Below are 22,837 nucleotides of genomic sequence, written 5' to 3' on the forward strand. Positions count from 1 at the left end.
TGATTTATCAAGGTAAGCATGACCACTACTGACAATTCGCACGTACCGCAGTTCGACACAGGACCGCTGTCCTGGGTCATGAGCGAGATCCGCGATGCGCTGGGCCGCTCCAACACCGCGCTGGCAGAGGCGGCGGAGCATACGGCGGAAGCCCAGGCAAGTTCGCTCAAGCATGCGAAAGCCTATCTGCACCAGGCGCACGGCGCCTTGCAGATGGTCGATGTCGATGGCGCCGGCGCCATGACCGAGGCCGCGGAAAACGCGCTGGACCGCTTCAAGGATGGCCTGCTCGACTGCACGCCCGAGCGCGCGCAAGTCATCGCCCACGCTTACCAGGCGCTGATCGAGTATCTCGAAGAACTGCTTTCGGGCGCGCCACAGCAGCCGGCGCGCCTGTTCCCCTATTACCGCGCGCTCAAGGAAATGCTGGGCGCCGACCGGATCCACCCGGCCGACCTGTTTTTCGCCGACCTGTCGGCGCCGGTGTCGCTCAAGCGCCACGTGGCGCCCGACAGTGCGCCGGATTACGCCGCCTGCCGCACGCGCTTTGAAAAAGCGCTGCTGCCGTTCCTGAAAAGCCCCGACCAGGCCAGCCAGCAAATGCATGCGCAAGTGCTGCTCGAAGCGATCGCCCATGTGGCCGACGCCCAGGACCAGCCCTTGCCGCGCACCTTCTGGATGGCGATGCAGGGTTTTGCCGAACTGGTGACCGAAGGCCATCTGGCCAGCGACCTGTATGTCAAGCAGCTGTTTGGCCTGATCAATCTGCAAATCCGCCGCCTCTCGCAAGGCCAGGTCAGCCTGCCCGAAACGATGCTGCGCGACGCCCTGTTCTTCATGGCCGCCGTGCCCAATCCGCCGCCGACGGCGCTGGCCCTGCGCCGCGCCTATCAGCTCGATGGCATGGTGCCGGCCGATTACGATACGCGCCGTTACGGCCGCATCGACGCCGAGGCGCTCAAGACCGCCAAGGAAGCGCTGGCCAAGGCCAAGACCATCTGGGACCGGCTCTCGGTCGAACCGCTGCCGGCGCTGGAAACCGAATTCGAAGAACTGCTGGCCACCCTGGCCGCGGCCGGCGAAAAGCTGGGCGCCCCGGCGCTGGCAAGCCTGCAGCACCTGATGGTGCGCGTCACAGAAGATTCGGCCGCCTCGAAACGCAACAGCGTGTTCAGCCTCGAAATGGCGACCGCCATGCTGTTCATCGAGAATAGCCTCGACAAGATACGCCAGTTGCCGGACGATTTCGACGCCCACGCCGAAGTGATCGGCGCGCGCCTGCAGGCCATCGGCGCCGGTGAAACGCCGCCGGAAGCGCCGCAATGGCAGGGCGACCTGTCGCGCCGCATCCAGCACGAGCAAACCGTCGCCGTGCTGGCCGCCGAAATGAAAAACGGCTTGCGCCAGGTCGAGAAAGTCCTCGACGATTACTACTCCGACACCAGCAAGCGCGCCACCCTGGCCCAGATCGATCCGGTACTGCACCAGTTGCAGGGCGCCGTCGCCATTCTCGACCAGGAAGACGCGATGCGCGCCGCCCTGCACGTCAAGGATGCGGTACGCACGCTGGCCGCGGCTGAAGGCAATGCCGAACTCGAAGCCGCGTCGCTGCAAAACATCGCGCAAAACGTCGGCGCGCTGGGCTTTTTTGTCGATATGCTGGCCAAGAACGTCGACGAGGCGCGCGAGCGCTTCACGTTCGACAGCAACGATGGCATGCTGCGCGCCGTTCCGTTTGAAAAACCGGCGCACGGCGAATCGCAATTCGACCAGGAACCGGTGATCGAGGCCGTGCCGGTAGCCGAGGCGCCTGCGCCGGCTGCGCCGGTGGTGGTCGAAGCAGAAGCCAGGGCGCCGATGGTGGTGGCCGAACCGGCACCGCCGGGCGACGACGAAATCGAAGCCGAACTGCTCGAGATTTTCATCTCCGAAGCACAGGAAGTGCTGGCCTTTGTCGGCTCGACCCTGCCGGCGGCGCAAAGCATGCCGACCAATATGGAAACGCTGACGATGCTGCGGCGCTCCTTCCACACGCTCAAGGGCAGCGGCCGCATGGTTGGCCTGAACAATTTCGCCGAAGGCGCCGCCGCCGTCGAAAAAGTGATGAACCTGTGGTTGTCGGAAGAACGCGCAGCCGACGCCAACCTGCTGGCGCTCCTTACCCGCGCCACCGCCGACATGACCGTCTGGGTCGAGCAGCTGGCGACCACCGGCAGCTCGCAGCGCACCAGCGAAGCGCTGGTTGCCGCCGCCGAACGCGTGCAGCATGGCGAAGCCTTCTCGATGGATGCGACGCCGGCCGACGTCACGCCGGCCATGGCCGACGAGCCGGTGCAGGCGGCAACGCCGGTGGACGAGCATCACGACGAACACTTCGCGATCGACGACTCGTTCGAGCCGATGGTCCTGGACGACATCATCGCCCTGCCGGCCACGGGGAGCGCGGCGCCGGGCAATGTCATCGAGTTCCCGGTCCCGGGCACCCTGGCTGCGGCCGACGACAACACCAAGCGCATTGGCGAACTCGAAATCCCGCTGCCGCTGTATAACATTTACCTCGCCGAGACCGACGAACTGGTTCGTTTGTTGAGCCAGGATTTCGCCGAATGGCGTCACGAGCCGCAGCGCCAGGTCACGCCGGAAGCTGAAAAAGCCGCGCACACCCTGGCCGGCACCTCGGCCACGGTGGGTTTCCACGCCCTGCGCGAAATCGCGTACGAAGTCGAGATGGTGCTCAAGAGCCCAGCCCCGGTGTTCGACGAAGCCCAGCGCGACCTGCTTGACGAAACCATCGACCGCGTGCGCCAGATGCTGCAGCGCTTCGCGCTCGGCGAACTGGCAGCGGCCGAACCGGATCTGGTGGCACGCCTGCACGTATTGCGCGAGCAGCTCGCAGCCCAGGAAGCGGCCGCCGTGTACGCGGGCGCCGACGAAGACCTGGCACGCCGTCTGGATGGCCTGTTTGCCGATACGCTCGACAGCCTGGTGGCAGAGCCGCCAGTGATGCCGGAACGCGAAGCGGCCGTGGCGCAGACGCCGTCCGAGCCGGAAGTCGACGCGATCGACGCCCTGTTCGGCGAGGACGATCCGTTCGATGTGCCGCTGCTGGACAATCCGGAACCGGCGCAGCCGGTGGCGGAACAACAGCACGCTCCAGTGATCGAAGCGGAAGCCGTGTTCGAAGCCGAACCGCTGTTCGACGAGCCGGTGATCGAAGCGGAAGCCGTGTTCGAAGCCGAACCGCTGTTCGACGAGCCGGTGATCGAAGCGCAAGCCGTGATCGAAGCCGAACCGCTGTTCGACGAGCCGGTGATCGAAGCGGAAGCGGTGATCGAAGCCGAACCGGTGATCGAAGCGGAAGCGGTGATTGAAGCCGAGCCGGTGCTTGAAGAACAACTGGCCGATGAAGCTGTGCTCGAAGCCGAGTTGCTGGTCGAAGAGCCAGTGGCCGAAGAAACCGTGCCCGAAGCCGAGCCGCTGGTTGAAGAGCCGGTGATCGAAGAGCCTGTGGCCGAAGCCGAGCCAGTGGCCGCAGCGCTGCCGGAGCCAGAACCGGCGCCGGTCGTACCGATGCAGCCGATGACGGCGCACGTGCCGCTGCTCGAAGCCTTGCTGCAGCCGGAGTCGGACACGCCAGCCGCGCCTGCGGTGGCCGAAACGGCCTTCGCCGATGACCTTGACGTCGACCTGCTGCCAGTGTTCCTGGAAGAGGGTACCGACCTGTTGCCGGAAATCGGCAACAACCTGCGCAAGTGGCAGCAGAATCCGTCCGATACCAGTCCGGTACAGCAGCTTCTGCGTACGCTGCACACGGTCAAGGGCAGTGCGCGGATGGCCGGTGCGATGCGCCTCGGTCAGCACACCCACGAAATCGAAACGCAGATCGAGAACATGGTCCACGCCGGAACGTCGACGCCAGCCGCGTTCGACGAACTGATGGCCAACTACGATCACGCGCTGCTGCTGTTCGAACAACTGCAACAGCCTGCCCTCGGCGTGGTGCCGGTGCCTGGCCTGGCCGCTACGGCCCCGGGCAGCATGGACGATGCGCACGCAGCCCAGACCCGTACGCCGCTGGTGCGTGTGCGTGCCGACATTCTGGACCGCCTGGTCAACCAGGCCGGTGAAGTGTCGATCACGCGCTCGAAGCTGGAGAGCCAGGTCTCGACCCTGAAGGCGTCGCTGAGCGACTTCTCGGACAATCTTGGCCGTTTGCGTCGCCAGCTGCGCGAAGTCGAGATGCAGGCGGAATCGCAGATTTCGTCGCGTATGTCGATTTCCAGCGAACGCGAATTCGATCCGCTCGAATTCGACCGCTTCACCCGCTTGCAGGAACTGACGCGGATGATGGCCGAATCGGTGAACGACGTTGCGTCGTTCCACGAAAGCCTGACGCGCACGGTCGACGGCGCCACCGACGACTTGAACGTGCAGTCGCGCCTGACGCGCGATCTTCAGCAGGATCTGATGCGCGTGCGGATGGTGCAGTTTGCCAGCCTGTCGGAACGTCTGTTCCGCGTGGCGCGCCAGACCGCGAAAGAAATCGACAAACGGGTCAACCTGGATATCCGGGGTGGCACGGTCGAAATCGACCGCAGCGTTCTGGAGCAGATGGCCGCGCCGTTCGAGCACTTGCTGCGTAACGCCATCGTGCACGGTATCGAATCGCGCGCACGCCGTGGTGCGGCCGGCAAGGCCGAAACCGGCGAGCTGCTGATCCAGGTCAGCCAGCAGGGTAACGAGGTGGTCATCCAGTTCAACGATGACGGCGCAGGTCTCGACCTGGCGCGTATTCGCACCAAGGCACGTGAAAACGGCCTGCTGGCGCCGAATGCCACCGTCACCGACGCCGAGGCGGCCGACCTGATTTTCGAACCAGGCTTCTCGACCGCCGACGCGCTGACCGAACTGGCCGGCCGCGGCGTGGGTATGGACGTGGTGCGCTCGCAAGCGCAAGCGCTTGGCGGCCGGGTGGCGATTGCCACCGAAGCCGGCAAGGGCGCGCGCTTCACGATTCACCTGCCGCTGACCCTCGCGGTCACCCAGGTCGTGCTGACCACCAGCGGTACCAAGACGTTTGCGCTGCCATCGATCCTGGTGGAGCAGGTACTGCAGATGAAAGAAGCGGCCGTCAACGCCGCGCACGCAGAAGGTTTCGTGGAATTCCAGGGCCAGAAGGTGGCGCTGCATTATCTGCCGACCTTGCTGGGCGATGCCGAAGCGCGTCCGATGTCGCAGCGTTCCTGCCCGGTGATGGTGCTCAAAAGCGGCGCCGACCGCCTGGCGGTGCAGGTTGACGATATCCAGGGCAACCGCGAGGTCGTTATTAAGAATATCGGACCGCAGTTGTCGCGCATGATCGGGATTTCCGGTGCGACGGTGCTCGGTTCGGGCGATATCGTGCTGATTCTTAATCCGGTGGCCTTGTCGCATCACCTCGACCATCATCCGCAACTGCGCCAGCGCGTTGTCGTGGAAACGACGGCGGCGGTGCCTGAGACGCGGGCGGCGGACTTTGTCATCATGGTGGTCGACGATTCGCTGACCGTGCGCAAAGTGACCCAGCGTTTGCTGGAGCGCGAGGGCTACCAGGTGGTGCTGGCCAAGGACGGCGTCGATGCGCTCGAACACCTGCAAGAGACGGTGCCGGACCTGATGCTGGTCGATATCGAGATGCCGCGCATGGATGGTTTCGACTTGACGCGCAATATTCGCGGCAACAGCAGCACCAACGAGATCCCGATCATCATGATCACCTCGCGTACCGCGGACAAGCACCGCAACTACGCGCTCGATCTGGGGGTGAATGCCTACTTCGGTAAGCCGTTCCAGGAAGAGATGCTGCTGGCGGCGATTGCCGGTTTGCTGAACCGGGATATGCCGGTTGCGCATTAAGCGCTAGACTGCAAAGACAAAAACGCCTTGCACCGGTCAAACGGTGCAAGGCGTTTTTTATTTTCGCTACCCTTTTCATCGTCGTCCCCCCACCAGCCCGTCGTTCCCGCCTTCGCGGGAACGACGGAGCGAGGGGGCAGGGTGGGCTGTTAGCTGACCTTCACCACCGCATACCGCTCCAGCGTCTTCGCCCGCGCCTCGTCATGCCTGACAACCGGCGCCGGGTAATCCTTCCCCAGCACGACCTTCTTCTGCGCCAGCACCATCGGCGGCACGGTCCACGGCGCGTGGATTTCCTTGTCCGACAAGCCATCGAGCTGCGGCAGATAGCGCCGGATGAACTTCCCCTTGGCGTCAAACTTTTCCGACTGCGTCACCGGATTGAAAATCCTGAAGTAAGGCTGCGCATCGCATCCCGACGACGACGCCCACTGCCACCCGCCATTGTTGGACGACAGATCGAAGTCGTTCAGATGCAGTGCGAAATACGCCTCCCCACGGCGCCAGCCGATGCCCAGATCCTTGATCAGGAAACAGGCCGTGACCATGCGCAGCCGGTTGTGCATGTAGCCGGTCTGGTTCAACTGCGCCATGGCCGCATCGACCAGCGGATAGCCGGTACGCCCTTCGCACCACGCGGCAAACATCGCGTCGGCTTCCGACCCGGTCTCGAACGCAATCGCATCGTAGGCCGGCTTGAATGCGCGCTCGACCACGTGCGGATGGTTAAACAGGATCATCGCGTAGAAATCGCGCCAGATCAGTTCCGACAGCCACACCGGCGCACCTTCGCCGCCCGCCCCGCGCGCGATCAGCTGCGTCACCGTGCGCACCAGATGGCGCAGCGACAGGGTGCCGAAGCGCAGATGGATCGACAGATACGACGGCCCCTTGACGGCAGGGTAGTTGCGCGCCTCGCCGTAGTCCGCAATGCGCCCGATGAAGTCCTCGAACAAGCGCGCCGCGCCGCTCATGCCGGTCGGGATCGACAAGGCCGCCAGATTGGTCGGCTCGAAACCGATCTCGCTCAACGCCGGCAGGCGTTCGTCGCCGCAAGGAGGCGCGAAGCGCGCCGCATGCGGCTCCACCGAATACGGCACCACGCAATCCGCTTCGGCCGCCATGCGTTTGAGCCAGGCGTTCTTGTACGGCGTGAACACCGAGAAGTTCTGGCCCGCCAGCGTGAGCACCTCGCTTTTCTCGAAAATGACCTGGTCCTTGTAGCTGAAAAAGCGCCGCCCGTCGGCCTCCAGGCGGCTGGCCACGGCCGCATCGCGCGCGATGGCCTGCGGCTCGTAGTCGCCGTTGACGAAGACTGCATCCACGCCCAATTGCGCCGCAAGTGTTGGAATTGCCTGCGCCGCGTCGGCATGGCGCACGATCAGAAAGCCGCCCAATTGACGCAATTCGGCATCGAGTTCGGCCAGGCTGGCATGAATGAACTCGACCCGGCGGTCCGCGCGCGGTAAACTGTCGAGGATTGTGTTATCGTAAATGAACGCGCAATAAACGCTGTTCGACGATGTTAGTGCATGATGCAGCGCGGCGTGATCGAAAGCGCGCAAGTCGCGGCGAAACCAGACAAGCGATTTACTCAATGTCATGATGGTGTTGGGTGTCAAGAATGGAAGGCGAATTATCGGCTACCATCGCAGTTAGCTGCGCGCGCGATGGCGCTTCCGGTGGGTGGCGGCCGCAAATCAGTGTAAACTATCGAAAATTCCATCGTTTGCCGGCCCGGATACTAGCAGTAAACATCAGAGAGCGAGCAGAGAGAGTGACGCATATGAAGAAAAGCAAAATCGGCAAAACTCTGCCCGTGCCCGGCATGTCGCAGGACGACGAGGTTCGTCTCGACGAGCGCAGCGCCCTGGCATCGGCGTCCACCTTGAACCTGGCAAATCATTTCCTGATAGCGATGCCATCGATGCAGGACCCGATTTTCGGCGGCACTGTCGTCTACATCTGCGAGCACAATGACAAAGGCGTGCTTGGTGTCGTCATCAACAAGCCGACCGACATGACCATGGAAGTGCTGTTCGAGCGCATCGACCTGAAACTGGCCGACGGCCTGCGCACGGCCGTCGTCAATGAGCCGATCATGTTCGGCGGCCCGGTGCAGGATGACCGCGGCTTCGTGCTGCACACGCCCGGCGCACGCTATTCCTCGTCGCTGACGGTGACCGAGGACGTGGCCTTCACCACCTCGATCGACGTGCTCGAAGCGGTGGCCAAGGGCGAGGGGCCGCGGCGCCTGCTGGTGTCGATCGGCTATGCCGGCTGGAGCCCCGGCCAGCTGGAAGATGAAATCGGCCGCAATGGCTGGCTGACGGTGGCTGCCGACGCGCACGTGCTGTTCGACCTGCCGATCGAAGAGCGCTACAACGCCGCCATCAAACTGCTTGGCATCGACCCGCTGATGCTCGCCTCCGAGGCCGGCCATGCTTGACCATCACAGCGGGAACCGCGCGCGTGGCTGAAGCGGTGATTGAACTGGTACTCGGCTTCGATTTCGGCATCAAGCGTATTGGGATCGCCATGGGGAACACCCTGACCGGCCAGGCGCAGCCGCTCGCGGTGGTCAACGCCATCGACAACGCGGCGCGCTTCGAGCAGATCGGCGAGCTGATCGCCGCCTGGGCCCCGGCCCGCCTAGTGGTCGGCGAACCGCGCCACCCGGACGGCACGGAACACGACATGACGCTGCGCTGCCGCCGCTTCGCCAACCAGCTGCACGGGCGCTTCAACCTGCCGGTCACGCTGGTCGACGAACGCTATTCGTCGGCCGTGATCCACGCCAAACGCGGCCAGATCATCGACGACCAAGCCGCCTCCATCATTTTGCAACAATACTTTGACGACCATGCCAACAACAACTAAGCAGTTCGACGCCGAGGCGCTGTACCAGACGCTGCTCGGCCAGGTGCGTGACGGCCTGCGCGGGGCGCAGGACGCGGCGATCATCGGCATTCACTCGGGCGGCGCCTGGCTGGCCGAACGCCTCGCGGCGGACCTGGGCCTCAAGGAGCGCCTGGGCTTCATCGACGTCTCGTTCTATCGCGACGACTTTGCCAAAAAAGGCCTGCATCCGGACGTGAAACCCACGCACATCCTGTTCAACGTGGACCGCGCCACCATCGTGCTGGTGGACGATGTGCTGTACACGGGGCGCACCACGCGCGCGGCGATCAATGTGCTGTTCGACTATGGCCGTCCGGCGCGCATCATGCTGGCGGCACTGGCCGACCGCGGCGGGCGCGAACTGCCGGTGGCGGCCGATTTCGTCGCCACCTCGGTCGCGCTGGAAGCCAATCAGTCGCTTGCGCTGGCGCGTGCCGGCGACGGGCAATTTTCGCTCACCATAGAAGAAGACCATGCTTAATCCGCAACTGAATAAAAATGGCGAACTGCAGCACCTGTTAAGCATCGAAGGGCTGCCAAAATCGATCGTCAACCATATCCTCGACACGGCGTCGAGCTTTGTCGGCATCTCCGACCGTGAAGTCAAGAAGGTGCCGCTCATGCGCGGCAAGAGCGTGTTCAACCTGTTCTTCGAGAACTCCACGCGCACCCGCACCACCTTCGAGATCGCCTCCAAGCGCCTGTCGGCCGACGTGATCAACCTGAATATCCAGGCGTCGTCGGCCAGCAAGGGCGAGTCGCTGCTCGACACCATCGACAACCTGTCGGCCATGCACGCCGATATGTTCGTGGTGCGCCACGCGCAGTCGGGCGCGCCCTACCTGATCGCCAAGCACCTGATCGACACGAAGCAGTCGCACGTCCACGTGGTCAACGCGGGCGATGGCCGCCACGCGCACCCGACCCAGGGCCTGCTCGACATGTACACGATCCGCCACTACAAGAAAGACTTCACCAATCTGCGCGTGGCGATTGTTGGCGACATCCTGCACAGCCGCGTGGCGCGTTCCGACATCCACGCGCTGACCACCCTGGGCGTGCCGGAAGTGCGCGCCATCGGCCCGCACACGCTGCTGCCGGGCGGGCTGGAACAGATGGGCGTGCGCGTGTTTACCAACATGGACGAGGGCCTGAAAGACGTCGACGTGATCATCATGCTGCGCTTGCAGAACGAGCGCATGAGCGGCGCGCTGCTGCCGTCGGCGCAGGAGTATTTCAAGAGCTACGGCCTGACGCCGGAGCGCCTGGCACTGGCCAAACCCGATGCGATCGTCATGCATCCGGGTCCGATGAACCGGGGCGTGGAAATCGATTCGGCGGTGGCCGATGGCGCGCAGGCGGTGATTTTGCCGCAGGTGACGTTCGGGATCGCGGTACGGATGGCGGTAATGAGTATTCTGGCAGGAGCGCAAGGGTGAACGTGAACAACCATCTTCATATCAAGAACGGGCGCCTGATCGACCCGGCCAACGGCATCGACACGGTCACCGACCTGTTTATCGTCGACGGCAAAGTGGCATCGACCGGCACGGCGCCGGCCGGCTTCAAGGCCGGCAACAGCATCGACGCCACCGGCCTGGTGGTCGCTCCCGGCCTGGTCGACCTGTCGGCGCGCCTGCGCGAGCCGGGCTACGAATACAAGGCCACCCTCAAGTCCGAGATGCAGGCGGCGATGCAGGGCGGCGTGACCAGCCTGATTTGCCCGCCCGATACCGATCCGGTGCTGGACGAGCCGGGCCTGGTCGAAATGCTCAAGTACCGTGCCGGCAAATTGCAGCAGGCGCACGTGCACCCATTGGGCGCGCTGACCATGGGCCTGAAGGGCAAGGCCCTGACCGAAATGGTGGAGCTGACGGAAGCGGGTTGTATCGGCTTTTCGCAGGCCGAGGAAGTCATCGAAGACACCACGGTGCTGCTGCGCGCCCTGCAGTACGCGAAAACCTTCGGCTTTACCGTGTGGGTGCGTCCGCAGGATGCGCACATCGGGCGCGGCGGCATCGCCCACAGCGGGCCGCTGGCCTCGCGCCTTGGCCTGGCCGGGGTGCCGGTCATGTCCGAGACGATCGCGCTGCACACCGTGTTCGAACTGGTGCGCGCCACCGGCGCGCGCGTGCACCTGTGCCGCATGTCCTCAAGCGCGGGCCTTGACCTGGTGCGGGCGGCCAAGAAGGAAGGCTTGCCGGTCACCTGCGACGTGGCGGTGCACCATGTGCACATGACCGACGCCGACATCGGCTTTTTCGATTCCAACGCGCGCGTCACGCCGCCGTTCCGCAGCCAGCGCGACCGCGATGCGATCCGCGCCGCCCTGTACGACGGCACCATCGACGCGATCTGCTCCGACCACACCCCGGTCGACGACGACGAGAAGCTGCTGCCGTTCGGCGAAGCCTCTCCCGGCGCCACCGGGCTGGAACTGCTGCTGTCGCTGGCCATCAAGTGGGCCGACGATTATGCCAGCGTGCAGCATGGAGCGGGCGGGTCAAGCTCCCCGCTGGCGCGCGCCATCGCCAAGATCACGGCCGACGCGGCGCGCATTGCCGGCCTGGCGGTGGGCCAGCTGGCGCCGGGCGCTTGCGCCGACGTGGTGGTGTTCGATCCGGCCGCGCGCTGGACGGTCGAAGCGTCAGCGCTGGCCAGCCAGGGCAAGCACACGCCTTTCCTCGGCTATGAACTGGCCGGGCAGGTGAAGGCGACCATCGTGGGCGGACGCATCGCGTTCCAGCGTTAAGATGACCGGCGGCGCGCGACGCCGCAGGCAAACCGGGCGCCGTCCGCGCGCCCGGCATTCCCGTTCCTTTGGTGTCATGTGAAGATCAAGCTCTATTTCCGGCTGTGCCGCGTGTTTTTCCATCTGGTGACCGGCCTGTCCGCGTGCGCATTCGTGTTCCCGTGGGCCAGCCACCGGCTGCGTGACCGCGTGACCCAGAGCTGGTCACGGCGTCTGGTGGGCATCTGCGGCGTGACGGTGACGCCATCGACCGGCGTGCCGGCGCTGGCGCACGCGATGGTGGTGGCCAACCACGTCTCGTGGCTCGATATCTTCGTGATCAATGCGCTGTACCCGTGCCGCTTCGTGGCCAAGTCGGAAATCCGCGAGTGGCCGGTGCTGGGCTGGCTGGCCGACAAGGGCGGCACGGTGTTTCTCGCGCGCGGCAACCGGCGCGACCTGCGCCAGATATTCAAGGGCCTGGTGCTCAAGCTGGAGCAGGGCGAGCGCGTCGCCTTTTTTCCGGAAGGGACCACGGCCCCGCAGGGCACCCTGCTGCCCTTCCATGCCAATCTGTTCGAGGCGGCGGTGGATGCCAAAGTGATGGTGCAGCCGTACGCGGTGAGCTATGTGGATGCCAGCGGCGCGCCGCATCCATCGATTGAATTCATCGGCGAGATGACCTTCGCCGATAGCATGGTGGCGATTCTCTCCGGCCCGCCGGTCACTGCGCGCCTGATATGCCTGGAAGCGATGGATGGCGCCGGCGCGCACCGGCGCGACCTGTGCGCCGCCGCCCAAGTGGCCGTGGGCGCGGCGCTGGGCCAGCAGGCCGTCTAGGGCTTCTGCTTGCCGGGTTCCCTGTACTCGGGGCAGTCGACCTGCAGCAGGCTGCGGTCGTCCAGGCACAGGGCCGTCAGTTTGCCGCCCCACACGCAGCCGCTATCGAGGCCGATAACGTCGGGGCGCAGCAGCAGGCCGAGGGCCGACCAGTGGCCGAACACCACGGTGGTGCCTAGGCTCCGGCGGCCGGGCAGGTCGAACCAGGGCAGCAGATTCGATCCGGGCGGCGCGCCCGCGCTTTCCTTTTCCTTGAAATCCATGCTGCCGTCGGGCGCGCACAGACGCATGCGCGTGAGCGCGTTGACGATGCAGCGCAGGCGCGCGATGCCGGTGAGCGCATCGTCCCAGCGCGCCGGCTCGTTGCCGTACATGGCGCGCAAAAAATCGATCCAGCCCGGCCCGCGCAGCACCGTCTCGACTTCCGCCGCCAGCGCCATGGTTTGCGCCGCATCCCACTGGGGCGCCACGCCGGCATGCACCAGCAGGTGGCCTTTGGCGATCATGGCCAGCGGGCGATGGCGCAGCCAGTCGATCAATTGATCGCGGTCGGGCGCGCCGAGGATGGCGTCCAAGGTGTCGGATTTCGACATCTTTTGCGCGCCCACGGCCACGGCCAGCAGGTGCAGGTCGTGGTTGCCGAGCAGGGCGTCACTGGTGCCGCCGCTGGCGCGCGCGCGCGCCGCCACCTGGCGCAAGGCGTCCAGCGAGGCCGGGCCGCGGTTGATCAGGTCACCCACGAACAGCACGCGCGCCTGTCCCGCAGCATCGTCATCGATGCGCTTGAGCAGGACGGCGGCTTCGTGGGCGCACCCTTGCAGGTCGCCAATTACGTAAGTTCTTAACAATTAAATTCCAGTACTGGCGGGTTTCACATAAAATCGTGGTTTCAAATTTCCGACCTGCGCGGATACTAAATGATTTTTGTAACCGGTGGTGCCGGTTTTATCGGATCCAATTTCATCCTCGACTGGCTCGCGCTCGCCGACGAGCCGGTATTGAATCTGGATAAGCTGACGTATGCAGGCAATCTGAATAATCTCGCGCGGCTCAAGGACGACCCGCGCCACCTGTTCGTGCAGGGCGATATCGGCAACCGCGCGCTGGTGGCGCAGCTGCTGGCGCGGCATCGGCCGCGCGCGCTGCTCCATTTCGCCGCCGAGAGCCATGTGGACCGCTCGATCGACGCCCCGGGCGACTTCATCGCCACCAATATCAACGGCACCTTCGCGCTGCTCGAAGCGGCGCGCGCGTATTGGCAGGACCTGGCAAGCGCGCCGAAAAGCGCGTTTCGCTTCCTGCACGTGTCGACCGATGAAGTGTATGGCACGCTCGGTCCGGCCGATCCGGCGTTTACCGAGCACACCGCGTATGCGCCCAACAGCCCGTATGCGGCCTCCAAGGCGGCGTCGGACCATCTGGTGCGGGCCTGCCATCACACCTACGGCTTGCCGACCCTGACCAGCAATTGCTCGAACAACTATGGTCCCTACCAGTTCCCCGAAAAGCTGATTCCCCTGATGATCGCCAATGCGCTGGCCGGAAAGCCGCTGCCGCTGTACGGCGACGGGCAGCAGGTGCGCGACTGGCTGTATGTGGGCGACCACTGCGCGGCGCTGCGCCGCATTCTGGAGTCCGGGCGGCCGGGCCAGGTGTATAACGTCGGCGGCTGCAATGAAATGAAGAATATCGATGTGATCCACACCCTGTGCGATCTGCTGGACGGCGCGGCCCCGCGCGCGGCCAGTTATCGCAGCCAGATCGCGCATGTGGCGGACCGTGCGGGCCACGACCGGCGTTATGCCGTCGATAGCGGCAAGCTGCAACGCGAATTGGGCTGGAGCCCGGCCGAGAGTTTCGGCAGCGGTATCGCCAATACCGTGCGCTGGTACCTGGAGCACCGCGCATGGGCGGCCGATATCGCCTCGGGCGCTTATCGTCACGCGGGAGCGGCGGCATGACGGCGCCAGTGGCGCGCAAGGGCATTATCCTGGCGGGTGGCTCCGGATCGCGCCTGTATCCGGTTACCACCAGCGTCTCCAAGCAGTTGCTGCCGGTGTACGACAAGCCGATGATTTATTATCCGCTCACGACCCTGATGCTGGCCGGGATACGCGATATCCTGGTCATTTCGACGCCGCAGGATACGCCGCGTTTTCACGCGCTGCTGGGCGACGGCAGCGCCTGGGGCATTAACCTGCGCTACGCGGTGCAGGCGTCGCCCGATGGCCTGGCGCAAGCCTTCGTTATCGGGCGAGATTTTGTCGGCGCGCAACCTTCAGCGCTGATTTTGGGCGACAACATTTATTACGGCCATGGACTTGATCATAAATTGAATATGGCCAATGCGCGCACCGATGGCGCCACGGTATTCGCGTATCACGTGCACGATCCGGAACGCTACGGGGTGGTGGAATTCGACCAGCACCAGAATGCGCTGTCGATCGAAGAAAAGCCGCTGCTGCCGAAATCGCATTACGCGGTGACCGGCCTGTATTTTTACGACAGGCAGGTGTGCGACATCGCCGCCGCGATCCGGCCGTCGGCACGCGGCGAGCTGGAGATTACCGATGTTAACCGCGCCTATCTGGCCAGCGGGCAATTGCGGGTGGAAGTGATGGGGCGCGGACTGGCCTGGCTCGATACCGGTACCCACGAATCGCTATTGGACGCCTCGCAATTTATTGCCACAATCGAGAAGCGGCAGGGTTTGAAAGTCGCGGTCCCCGAAGAAATCGCTTACCGCAAGGGTTTTATCAGCGCCGCCGACCTGGAAGCGCTGGCCCGGCCGATAAAAGATAATGCTTACGGGCAGTATTTGCTGCACGTCTTAAATGATAGGATTTTCTGATGAAAGTCACACCCACCGCCATGCCCGAAGTGCTGATCCTGGAGCCGCGCGTGTTCGGCGACGACCGGGGCTTTTTCTTCGAGAGTTTCAACGAGCGCAAGTTCGAGCAACTGACCGGCGTTGCCGTCCATTTTGTCCAGGATAACCATTCCAAATCGGCCAGGAATGTCTTGCGCGGCCTGCATTATCAGATCAGCCAGCCGCAAGGCAAACTGGTGCGCGCCAGCGCCGGTTCGATCTATGACGTGGTGGTCGATCTGCGCAAATCATCGGCCTTTTTCGGGCGCTGGATCGGGCTCGATTTATCGGCCGAAAACCAGCGTCAGCTGTGGATTCCGCCCGGTTTCGCGCACGGCTTCATGGTCACCAGCGAGAGCGCCGAAGTCCAGTACAAAACCACCGATTACTGGGCGCCCGAGCTGGAGCGGGTGATTTTGTGGAACGATCCCGATATCGGTATCGAGTGGCCCTTGCGCGGACTGCCCATGCTATCGGGCAAGGATAGCAAGGGTGCGCCGCTGTCCCAGTCCGACGTGTTTCCGTGAAGATTTTACTCACCGGTGCTAGCGGGCAGGTCGGGCATGAACTGGCGCGCAGCCTGCGCCCGCTGGGCGAACTGGTCGCGCCCGGGCACGCGCAGTGCGACCTGGCCGACCTCGACCAGCTGCGCGCCGTGCTGCGCGCCGCGCGGCCCAATCTGATCGTCAATGCGGCCGCCTACACGGCCGTGGACCGGGCCGAAGGCGAGGGCGCGCTGGCGATGCGCATCAACGCCGACGCGCCCGCCCTGATGGCGCAGGAAGCCCGCGCGCTGGGGGCAGCGCTGCTGCATTATTCCACCGATTATGTGTTCGACGGCAGCAGCGCGGCCCCTTACGTCGAGACCGATACGCCGGCGCCGCTGAATGTCTATGGCCAGAGCAAGCTTGCCGGCGAGCAGGCGATTGCCGCCGCCGGCATTCCGCACCTGATTTTGCGCACCAGCTGGCTATATGGCATGCACGGCAATAATTTTCTGCTGACCATGCTGCGCCTGGCGCGCGAACGACCGCAGTTGCGCATCGTCGCCGACCAGCACGGCGCGCCCACCTGGAGCCGCACGGTGGCCGACACCAGCGCGCAACTGCTGGGACTGGCGCTGGCGGGTGGCGCGCCCTGGTGGCAGCGCCACGGCGGCCTGTACCACCTCGGCAGCCAGGGCCAGACCAGCTGGGCCGGCTTTGCCGAGGCGATTTTCGCCGCGACCGGAACGGCCTGCGAGGTGATCCCGATCAGCGCCGCCGAGTATGGCGCCAGCGCGCCCCGGCCCGCCAATTCGCGCTTGAATTGCGCCAGGTTGATGGCCTTGTGCGGCCCCCTGCCGCACTGGCGCGCGGCCCTGGCCGACTGCCTGGCCGGGGCAAGCGCGAGCGGCGCCGTCGGCCCGGAGTGAGCAAAAGTGCCGCAACAGGCGCCGATAGCGCTCTTTTTTGCATAAAACCTGCGCATCGTCGGCCGCCAGCCCCCATCCAGGCGTAATTAAGGGGCGGGTAATCCGGTACAATCACGGATTACCTTCACACCAGATCATGGCGACGGCAACACTCACCGCATGCGTTGGTCCGCCGGGTAGGGCACGAGCCTGCCCGCGTTTTTGCATATATAAATAATAATGTTTTCATTTCTCGTGAGTTTCGTCGCTTCCGCCTTGCTGACCCTGCTTGTGATCAAGCAGGCCAGGCTGCATGGTCCCGCGCTCGATGCCGATTTTTTCGGCGTGCAAAAAGTCCACTCGCATACCGTGGCGCGCATTGGCGGGCTGCCGATTTTCATGGCGGTCGTCATCAGTGCGCTCATTTCGATCTGGCGCGTGCCGGCCATGGCGGGCTGGCTGATGTCGCTGATGCTGTGCGCGGGCGTGGCATTTGTCGGCGGCATCGTGGAAGACTATACCGGCAATGTCAGCGCGCTGCGCCGCCTGGTATTGACGATGGCGGCCGCCTTGCTCGGTTATTTCTTGCTCGACGCCAAACTCGACCGCATTGACTTTCCCTTCAGTTCGTGGCGCATCATGTATATCTGGGTGGCGGTGCCGCTGACCGTGCTGGCGGTGGCCGGGATCGCCAATGCGATTAATATCATCGACGGCTTTAATGGCCTGGCCAGCGTGGTAACCATTTGTATGCTGATCTCGCTCGGTTATGTGGCGTGGCAGGTGGGCGATGTGTTCGTGCTGGTGGCGGCGCTGATGGTGGCGGGCGCCACGGCCGGCTTCCTGATCTGGAATTACCCGGTCGGCCTGATATTCCTGGGCGACGGCGGCGCGTATTTTATCGGCTTCATGCTGGGCGAGCTGGCGCTGCTGCTGGTAATGCGCAACCCCGACGTGTCGACCTGGTATGCGGCTTTGCTGCTGATATATCCGGCGTTTGAAACGATTTTCTCCGCCTATCGCCGCATGTTCTTGCGCGGCAAATCCCCCGCGATGCCCGATGGAATTCACCTGCACAGCCTGATTTTCCGGCGCATCGTGCAATGGGCGGTCGGACGCAAAGAAGCGCGCGCCCTGATGCGCCGCAATTCGCTAACATCGCCCTACCTGTGGATGTTTTCGCTGATGGCGGTAATCCCGGCCACGGTGTTCTGGAAAGACACAGGCGTATTGATTTTTTTCTGTTTATTGTTCGTCGTCAGTTATGTGTGGCTGTATGCGCGTATTGTTCGATTTAAGTCACCCCGCTGGCTGATTCTTCGCAAGAAGGGCTAGCATTAATACACGGATGTAGTATATTGCGACAATTGGTGAGATTTCACTTAATTTGTTTCAACCCCACTTTGAAGGAACGATGATGGATCTGTCAAATATGTCCGTTGGTGACCTGCGCAACCTGCAGGATCAAATCAAGCAAGAAATGAAGAAGCGCGAGCACCAGGAAGTCGCCAAGGCGCGCGAACAGATCCTGGCAATTGCACAGAGCGTTGGTGTGCCACTAAAGGACCTGATTGGCACCGGCATCCGCGCCAAGACCGGCAGCGTGGCCGTGCGTTATCGTCATCCGGACAATGCAGCCCAACAATGGACCGGCCGTGGCCGCCAGCCGAAATGGGTCAAGGAATGGGTCGAAGGCGGCAAAGACATCGACAAGCTGCGCGTCTAGTCGTTTTCCATGTAGCGGCAAGATCTGCGGGCCGGCAATTCCCAACAGCCCCGCTTGCCGCTACAATATCAACCACGTTCTTTTAACCGCTTTCCCCCACATTCATCTCGACGCACTGTTTGCAAGCCCGGTACCGCCTGTTCCTGCATGGCGCACGCCAGCATCCTGCCGCGCCGCGACTCTCCTAAGGTTTCTATCCCATGCTTCCACTTTCCAAGACGATCTTCAAAGCCTACGACATTCGCGGGGTCATCGGCAGCACGCTCGACGCCGGCATCGCGCGCCAGATCGGCCAGGCGTTCGGCACGGCCGCGCTGGCCAAGGGCGAGCGCACCGTCGTGATCGGCCGCGATGGCCGCCTGTCCGGCCCGGAACTGACGGCAGCGCTGGCGCAAGGCTTGCAAGCGGCCGGCGTCGATGTGATCGACCTGGGCGTGGTGGCAACCCCGATGGTCTATTTCGGCACCAATGTGCTGGGCGCGGCCTCGGGCATCATGGTCACGGGCAGCCACAATCCGCCCAACTACAACGGTTTCAAGATGGTGCTGGCCGGCGAAGCGATTCACGGCGAAACCATCCAGGCGCTGTTTCACAGCATAACCGACAGCATCGCCGCCCATGACGGCAGCGCCGCTCCAACGCCGGGCGCCTACAGCACCCACGATATCCGCGCCGCTTACCTGGAGCGCATCATCGGCGACGTCAAGCTGGCGCGCCCGATGAAAATCGCGGTCGACTGCGGCAATGGCGTGGCCGGCGCCTTTGCCGGCGACCTGTATCGCGGCATGGGCTGCGAAGTGATCGAACTGTTCTGCGAAGTGGACGGCACCTTCCCGAACCACCATCCCGATCCGGCCCATCCGGAAAACCTGCAAGACCTGATCCGCTGCCTGCAAGAGACCGATGCCGAAATCGGTATCGCCTTCGACGGCGACGGCGACCGCCTGGGCGTGGTCACCAAGGATGGTCAGATCATCTATCCGGACCGCCAGATGATGCTGTTCGCGGCCGATGTCCTGTCGCGCAATCCGGGCGCCGAGATTTTGTACGACGTCAAATGCACGCGCCACCTGGCGCCGTGGATCAGCAAGCATGGCGGCCGTCCCCTGATGTGGAAGACCGGCCACTCGCTGGTCAAGGCCAAGCTGCGCGAAACCGGCGCCCCGCTGGGCGGCGAAATGAGCGGCCATATCTTCTTCAAGGACCGCTGGTATGGTTTTGACGACGGCCTGTATTCCGGCGCGCGCCTGTTGGAACTGCTCACCAGGGAGAGCGATCCGTCGGCCATGATGAACGCGCTGCCGCAGTCCGACAGCACGCCCGAACTGCACCTGCACCTGGCCGAAGGCGAGAACGTGGCCCTGATCGAGCGCCTGCGCAATGAAGCGACTTTCCCCGGCTCCGAGCGCATCATCGACATCGACGGCTTGCGCGTTGAATATCCGGATGGCTTTGGCCTGGCGCGTTCGTCCAACACCACGCCGGTGGTGGTGATGCGCTTTGAAGCGGAAACGCCGGAAGCGCTGCGCCGCATCCAGAGCGAATTCCGGCGCGTGATCGTGGCCGTGCGGCCCGACGCCGAACTGCCGTTCTGAGCGCGAGCCCCGCTTGGCGCGCCTGAACATCCTGCTGGTGCGCGTGTCGTCCCTGGGCGACGTGCTGCACAACCTGCCGATGGTGGCCGATATCCTGCGCCACCATCCCGACGCCAATATCGACTGGGTGGTGGAGGAGGGCTATGTCAGCCTGGTGCGCCTGAACCCGCACGTGCGCCGCATCATCCCGTTCGCCTTGCGGCGCTGGCGCAAGAGCCTCGGCAAGAAGGAAACGCGCGCCGAGATCCGCGGCTTCTTCAAGGCCGTGCGCGAAGAACAGTACGACTACGTGTTCGATACCCAGGGCTTGCTCAAGACCGGCATCATCATGGGCGCCGCGCGCGTGATCAAGGGCGGGCGCAAGGTCGGCCTGGCCAACGGCAGCGAAGGCTCCGGCTACGAAGGCATTTCGCGCATCTTCCACACGCACAGCATTCCCACCGATCCGCGCACGCACGCGGTGGCGCGCGGACGCCTGGTGGCAGGCGCGGCGCTCGGCTACGCGCTCGACACCCAGCCCGACTTCGGCTTGCCGGGACCGGAACACGCCAAGCGCCCGGCATGGATGCCGGCCGGGGATTACGCGGTGTTCTTCCACGGGACCGCGCGCAACGCCAAGAAATGGGCGCCCGAGAACTGGATCGCCACCGGACGTGCGCTCGCGCCCATGCCGGTGCTGCTGGCCTGGGGTTCGCCCGTCGAGAAAGCCGAAGCCGAGACCTTGGCGGCCAGCCTGCCGAATGCCACCGTGCTGCCCAAGCTGTCGATGGATGAAGCGGTCAGCCTGGCGCGCAACGCGGCGCTGGCGATCGGCGTGGACACCGGCCTGACCCACATCGCCGCCGCCTTCATGCGCCCCGTGATCGAGATTTATTGCGACTCGCCCAAGTGGAAAACCGAAGGCAACTGGTCGCCGCATATCATCAACCTGGGCGACCAGGGCGCACCGCCCGCAGTGGCCGAGGTACTGGCCGCCGTGAAGCAGCTGCGGGGCGCGGCCTGATGCGCACCTTCTACAGCGTCATGTGGTACCTGGCCTTGCCGCTGGTGCTGGGGCGCCTGTGGTGGCGCGGCTTCAAGGAACCGGGCTACCGCCAGCACTGGCGCGAGCGGCTCGGCTTCTACGGCGGCCGCGTGGCCGGCTGGCACACGATCTGGGTGCATGCGGTGTCGGTCGGCGAAACGCGCGCCGCCGAACCGCTGATCGACGCGCTGGCCGAGGCGTATCCCGACAGCCGTATCGTACTGACCCATATGACCCCCACCGGGCGCGCCACCGGCAAGGCGCTGTTTTCCAAGCATGGCGAGCGCCTGGTCCAGGCCTATCTGCCGTACGACACGGTGGGCATGGTGAACCGCTTCATCCGCCAGTTCACGCCGCGCATCTGCATCCTGATGGAGACCGAAGTCTGGCCCAACCTGATCGCCGCCTGCGGCGAGCGCATTCCGGTCGCGCTGGTCAATGCGCGCCTGTCGGAACGCTCGCTGCGGCGCGGCCAGCGCTTCGGCAAGCTGATGACCGATGCCGGCCGTGGCATCGCCCTGGTGGCGGCCCAGACCGAGGCTGACGCGGCGCGCCTGCGCTCTTTCGGCGCCCCGAACGTGGAAGTCACCGGCAGCATCAAGTTCGACGTGGTGGTGCCCGATGCGGCCCTGGAGACGGGCGCCTGGCTGCGCGCGAACATCGGCGCGCGCCCGGCGCTGCTGTGCGCCAGCACGCGCGACGGCGAGGAAGCCCTGATCCTCGACGCGTTCAGGAAAATGACGCTGGCGGCCGGCCCGGCGCCGCTCCTGATGATCGTGCCGCGCCACCCGCAGCGTTTCGATGACGTGGCGGCGCTGGTCAGGGAACGCGGCTTTTCGCTGCGGCGCCGCTCGGCCATCGGGCAGGAGGACCTCGACGCGCAGGTACTGCTGGGCGACTCGATGGGCGAAATGTTCGCCTACTACGCCGCATGCGACGTGGCCTTCGTGGGCGGCAGCCTGCTGCCGCTGGGCGGGCAAAACCTGATCGAGCCGTGCGCCCTGGGCAAACCGGTGCTGGTCGGCCCGCACACCTTCAATTTTGCGCTGGCCACAGAAGACGCCATCGCCGCCGGCGGCGCGATTCGCGTGCCCGATGCCACCGTGCTGCTCAGCGAAGCGGCGCGCCTGCTCGCCGACCCCGCCGCGCGTGCCGCCATGGGTGCGCAGGCCGCCGCGTACGCGCAACGGCACCGTGGCGCGACCGCGCGCACAGTTGGTTTATTGCGACGATTGATTTATTAGGCTTTGGTAACATGTGACCACAACAAATAAAACTGGGGAAACGCATGTGGTTCATTCATCCAAAGCCGGTGGGCAGCCGCAAACCCGTCGCTGTGCTGGTTCAACGCGAACGGCTCGATTCAGCAAACCGCGTCACCATTGACGCGCCGATGATGCCGCTGCCGCTGCCGCTGCCGGTGCTCGGACCGGGCCTGGTGCCGGCGGCCGCACCTGAGACGGTGCAGTTTTCGGTGCGCTATGCGCTGCCGGAATATGTCAGTTTCATGTGGCAGCATGCCGGATATATCATCCGCCGCCGCCGCATTGGTACTCTTGCTACGTATTGGATGCAAACCAAGAGTACCTGGTCCGCGGCCTTGCATTTCGTCACGCAGGGGCGTTCCCGGAATACCTATGAATTCACGATCGACACGCATGGCATCGTGCGCGCCAGCCGCAGTGGCGTGACCCTGGTACCGTGGGGCGATGTGTATTCGATCCGGCGCTATTCGCGCGGCTTCATGATGGTTCTCAAGCGCGGCACCCTGCCGGTACCGTTCCGCTGCCTGAACGCCGCGCAGGGCGAGAGCATGGTCCGCTTCAGCGAGTCGCTGCGGGCCGCCACGCGGCTCTGAGAGCG

At 64.3% G+C, this 22,837-nt stretch carries 19 protein-coding genes; 17 read left to right on the forward strand and 2 right to left on the reverse strand.

Annotated features, from left to right (window positions below):
• Positions 1 to 18: 18 nt before the first annotated feature.
• Positions 19 to 5,895 carry a hybrid sensor histidine kinase/response regulator gene (locus F2P44_RS12390; protein ID WP_167087001.1) on the forward strand — a complete coding sequence of 1,959 codons (5,877 nt, stop codon included), beginning with the start codon at positions 19 to 21 and terminating at the stop codon, positions 5,893 to 5,895.
• A 149-nt stretch (positions 5,896 to 6,044) separates the two neighbouring features.
• On the opposite strand, the gene F2P44_RS12395 is transcribed toward F2P44_RS12390, so the two are convergent.
• Positions 6,045 to 7,499, reverse strand: coding sequence for a cryptochrome/photolyase family protein (locus F2P44_RS12395; protein ID WP_167087002.1), 1,455 nt, complete (start codon positions 7,497 to 7,499; stop codon positions 6,045 to 6,047).
• A gap of 182 nt (positions 7,500 to 7,681) precedes the next feature.
• Here F2P44_RS12395 and F2P44_RS12400 point away from each other — a divergent pair, with 182 nt between their 5' ends.
• The 6 genes from F2P44_RS12400 to F2P44_RS12425 all read left to right on the forward strand — a co-directional run bounded on the left by F2P44_RS12400 (position 7,682) and on the right by F2P44_RS12425 (position 12,367).
• Positions 7,682 to 8,344, forward strand: a complete 663-nt coding sequence (locus tag F2P44_RS12400; protein WP_167087003.1) for a YqgE/AlgH family protein — start codon at positions 7,682 to 7,684, stop codon at positions 8,342 to 8,344.
• A gap of 89 nt (positions 8,345 to 8,433) precedes the next feature.
• Positions 8,434 to 8,775, forward strand: a complete 342-nt coding sequence (gene ruvX, locus F2P44_RS12405) for a Holliday junction resolvase RuvX (protein ID WP_223165028.1) — start codon at positions 8,434 to 8,436, stop codon at positions 8,773 to 8,775.
• On the forward strand, positions 8,759 to 9,277 hold the full coding sequence (gene pyrR, locus F2P44_RS12410) for a bifunctional pyr operon transcriptional regulator/uracil phosphoribosyltransferase PyrR (protein ID WP_167087004.1): 519 nt from the start codon (positions 8,759 to 8,761) through the stop codon (positions 9,275 to 9,277). Before ruvX ends, pyrR begins: the two co-directional genes overlap by 17 nt.
• Complete coding sequence (locus tag F2P44_RS12415; protein WP_099875215.1) at positions 9,270 to 10,235, forward strand: aspartate carbamoyltransferase catalytic subunit; 966 nt, start codon at positions 9,270 to 9,272, stop codon at positions 10,233 to 10,235. Before pyrR ends, F2P44_RS12415 begins: the two co-directional genes overlap by 8 nt.
• Positions 10,232 to 11,548, forward strand: a complete 1,317-nt coding sequence (locus F2P44_RS12420) for a dihydroorotase (protein ID WP_370662682.1) — start codon at positions 10,232 to 10,234, stop codon at positions 11,546 to 11,548. Before F2P44_RS12415 ends, F2P44_RS12420 begins: the two co-directional genes overlap by 4 nt.
• Before the next feature lie 78 nt (positions 11,549 to 11,626).
• Positions 11,627 to 12,367 carry a lysophospholipid acyltransferase family protein gene (locus F2P44_RS12425; protein ID WP_167087005.1) on the forward strand — a complete coding sequence of 247 codons (741 nt, stop codon included), beginning with the start codon at positions 11,627 to 11,629 and terminating at the stop codon, positions 12,365 to 12,367.
• Here the strand turns inward: F2P44_RS12425 and F2P44_RS12430 are convergent.
• Positions 12,364 to 13,215: a symmetrical bis(5'-nucleosyl)-tetraphosphatase gene (locus F2P44_RS12430; RefSeq protein ID WP_167087006.1), complete on the reverse strand. Its 852-nt coding sequence runs from the start codon at positions 13,213 to 13,215 to the stop codon at positions 12,364 to 12,366. The genes F2P44_RS12425 and F2P44_RS12430 overlap by 4 nt on opposite strands.
• 69 nt (positions 13,216 to 13,284) lie before the next feature.
• Here F2P44_RS12430 and rfbB point away from each other — a divergent pair, with 69 nt between their 5' ends.
• From rfbB to F2P44_RS12480, 10 genes are all read left to right on the forward strand, one after another.
• Positions 13,285 to 14,328 (forward strand): dTDP-glucose 4,6-dehydratase, encoded by a 1,044-nt coding sequence (gene rfbB / locus F2P44_RS12435; RefSeq protein ID WP_167087007.1) that lies wholly within the window; start codon positions 13,285 to 13,287, stop codon positions 14,326 to 14,328.
• The gene (gene rfbA / locus F2P44_RS12440; protein WP_167087008.1) at positions 14,325 to 15,218 is read left to right on the forward strand and encodes a glucose-1-phosphate thymidylyltransferase RfbA; all 894 of its coding nucleotides are present in this window, start codon (positions 14,325 to 14,327) and stop codon (positions 15,216 to 15,218) included. The genes rfbB and rfbA overlap by 4 nt, the downstream gene beginning before the upstream one ends.
• Positions 15,218 to 15,763 (forward strand): dTDP-4-dehydrorhamnose 3,5-epimerase, encoded by a 546-nt coding sequence (gene rfbC, locus F2P44_RS12445; protein WP_167087009.1) that lies wholly within the window; start codon positions 15,218 to 15,220, stop codon positions 15,761 to 15,763. Before rfbA ends, rfbC begins: the two co-directional genes overlap by 1 nt.
• Positions 15,760 to 16,650 carry a dTDP-4-dehydrorhamnose reductase gene (rfbD, locus tag F2P44_RS12450; protein ID WP_167087010.1) on the forward strand — a complete coding sequence of 297 codons (891 nt, stop codon included), beginning with the start codon at positions 15,760 to 15,762 and terminating at the stop codon, positions 16,648 to 16,650. The genes rfbC and rfbD overlap by 4 nt, the downstream gene beginning before the upstream one ends.
• Positions 16,651 to 16,869: 219 nt before the next feature.
• A complete protein-coding gene (locus F2P44_RS12455; protein WP_167087011.1) occupies positions 16,870 to 17,964 on the forward strand; it encodes a glycosyltransferase family 4 protein in 1,095 nt (364 codons plus the stop codon).
• 82 nt (positions 17,965 to 18,046) lie between these two features.
• Entirely contained in the window at positions 18,047 to 18,355 is a 309-nt protein-coding gene (locus tag F2P44_RS12460) for an H-NS histone family protein (RefSeq protein WP_054268487.1), read from the forward strand.
• Between the two features lie 200 nt (positions 18,356 to 18,555).
• Complete coding sequence (locus F2P44_RS12465; RefSeq protein ID WP_167087012.1) at positions 18,556 to 19,950, forward strand: phosphomannomutase/phosphoglucomutase; 1,395 nt, start codon at positions 18,556 to 18,558, stop codon at positions 19,948 to 19,950.
• A 22-nt stretch (positions 19,951 to 19,972) separates the two neighbouring features.
• Positions 19,973 to 20,953 carry a lipopolysaccharide heptosyltransferase I gene (gene waaC, locus F2P44_RS12470; protein WP_167087092.1) on the forward strand — a complete coding sequence of 327 codons (981 nt, stop codon included), beginning with the start codon at positions 19,973 to 19,975 and terminating at the stop codon, positions 20,951 to 20,953.
• Complete coding sequence (gene waaA, locus F2P44_RS12475) at positions 20,953 to 22,218, forward strand: lipid IV(A) 3-deoxy-D-manno-octulosonic acid transferase (RefSeq protein WP_167087013.1); 1,266 nt, start codon at positions 20,953 to 20,955, stop codon at positions 22,216 to 22,218. Before waaC ends, waaA begins: the two co-directional genes overlap by 1 nt.
• A 44-nt stretch (positions 22,219 to 22,262) precedes the next feature.
• Positions 22,263 to 22,832: a YcxB family protein gene (locus F2P44_RS12480; protein ID WP_229423518.1), complete on the forward strand. Its 570-nt coding sequence runs from the start codon at positions 22,263 to 22,265 to the stop codon at positions 22,830 to 22,832.
• Positions 22,833 to 22,837: the final 5 nt, after the last annotated feature.

The sequence above is a fragment of the Massilia frigida genome, assembly GCF_011682175.1.
GTDB classification, from domain to species: domain Bacteria; phylum Pseudomonadota; class Gammaproteobacteria; order Burkholderiales; family Burkholderiaceae_D; genus Telluria_A; species Telluria_A frigida.

What these genes read in the sequence shown, in the direction of transcription:
- F2P44_RS12390 (WP_167087001.1), top strand. Translation starts at nt 19, where the DNA reads ATGACCACTACTGACAATTCGCACGTACCGCAGTTCGACACAGGACCG.
- F2P44_RS12395 (WP_167087002.1), bottom strand. Translation starts at nt 7,499, where the DNA reads ATGACATTGAGTAAATCGCTTGTCTGGTTTCGCCGCGACTTGCGCGCT.
- F2P44_RS12400 (WP_167087003.1), top strand. Translation starts at nt 7,682, where the DNA reads ATGAAGAAAAGCAAAATCGGCAAAACTCTGCCCGTGCCCGGCATGTCG.
- ruvX (WP_223165028.1), top strand. Translation starts at nt 8,434, where the DNA reads ATGGGGAACACCCTGACCGGCCAGGCGCAGCCGCTCGCGGTGGTCAAC.
- pyrR (WP_167087004.1), top strand. Translation starts at nt 8,759, where the DNA reads ATGCCAACAACAACTAAGCAGTTCGACGCCGAGGCGCTGTACCAGACG.
- F2P44_RS12415 (WP_099875215.1), top strand. Translation starts at nt 9,270, where the DNA reads ATGCTTAATCCGCAACTGAATAAAAATGGCGAACTGCAGCACCTGTTA.
- rfbB (WP_167087007.1), top strand. Translation starts at nt 13,285, where the DNA reads ATGATTTTTGTAACCGGTGGTGCCGGTTTTATCGGATCCAATTTCATC.
- rfbA (WP_167087008.1), top strand. Translation starts at nt 14,325, where the DNA reads ATGACGGCGCCAGTGGCGCGCAAGGGCATTATCCTGGCGGGTGGCTCC.
- rfbC (WP_167087009.1), top strand. Translation starts at nt 15,218, where the DNA reads ATGAAAGTCACACCCACCGCCATGCCCGAAGTGCTGATCCTGGAGCCG.
- F2P44_RS12455 (WP_167087011.1), top strand. Translation starts at nt 16,870, where the DNA reads ATGTTTTCATTTCTCGTGAGTTTCGTCGCTTCCGCCTTGCTGACCCTG.
- F2P44_RS12460 (WP_054268487.1), top strand. Translation starts at nt 18,047, where the DNA reads ATGGATCTGTCAAATATGTCCGTTGGTGACCTGCGCAACCTGCAGGAT.
- F2P44_RS12465 (WP_167087012.1), top strand. Translation starts at nt 18,556, where the DNA reads ATGCTTCCACTTTCCAAGACGATCTTCAAAGCCTACGACATTCGCGGG.
- waaA (WP_167087013.1), top strand. Translation starts at nt 20,953, where the DNA reads ATGCGCACCTTCTACAGCGTCATGTGGTACCTGGCCTTGCCGCTGGTG.
- F2P44_RS12480 (WP_229423518.1), top strand. Translation starts at nt 22,263, where the DNA reads ATGTGGTTCATTCATCCAAAGCCGGTGGGCAGCCGCAAACCCGTCGCT.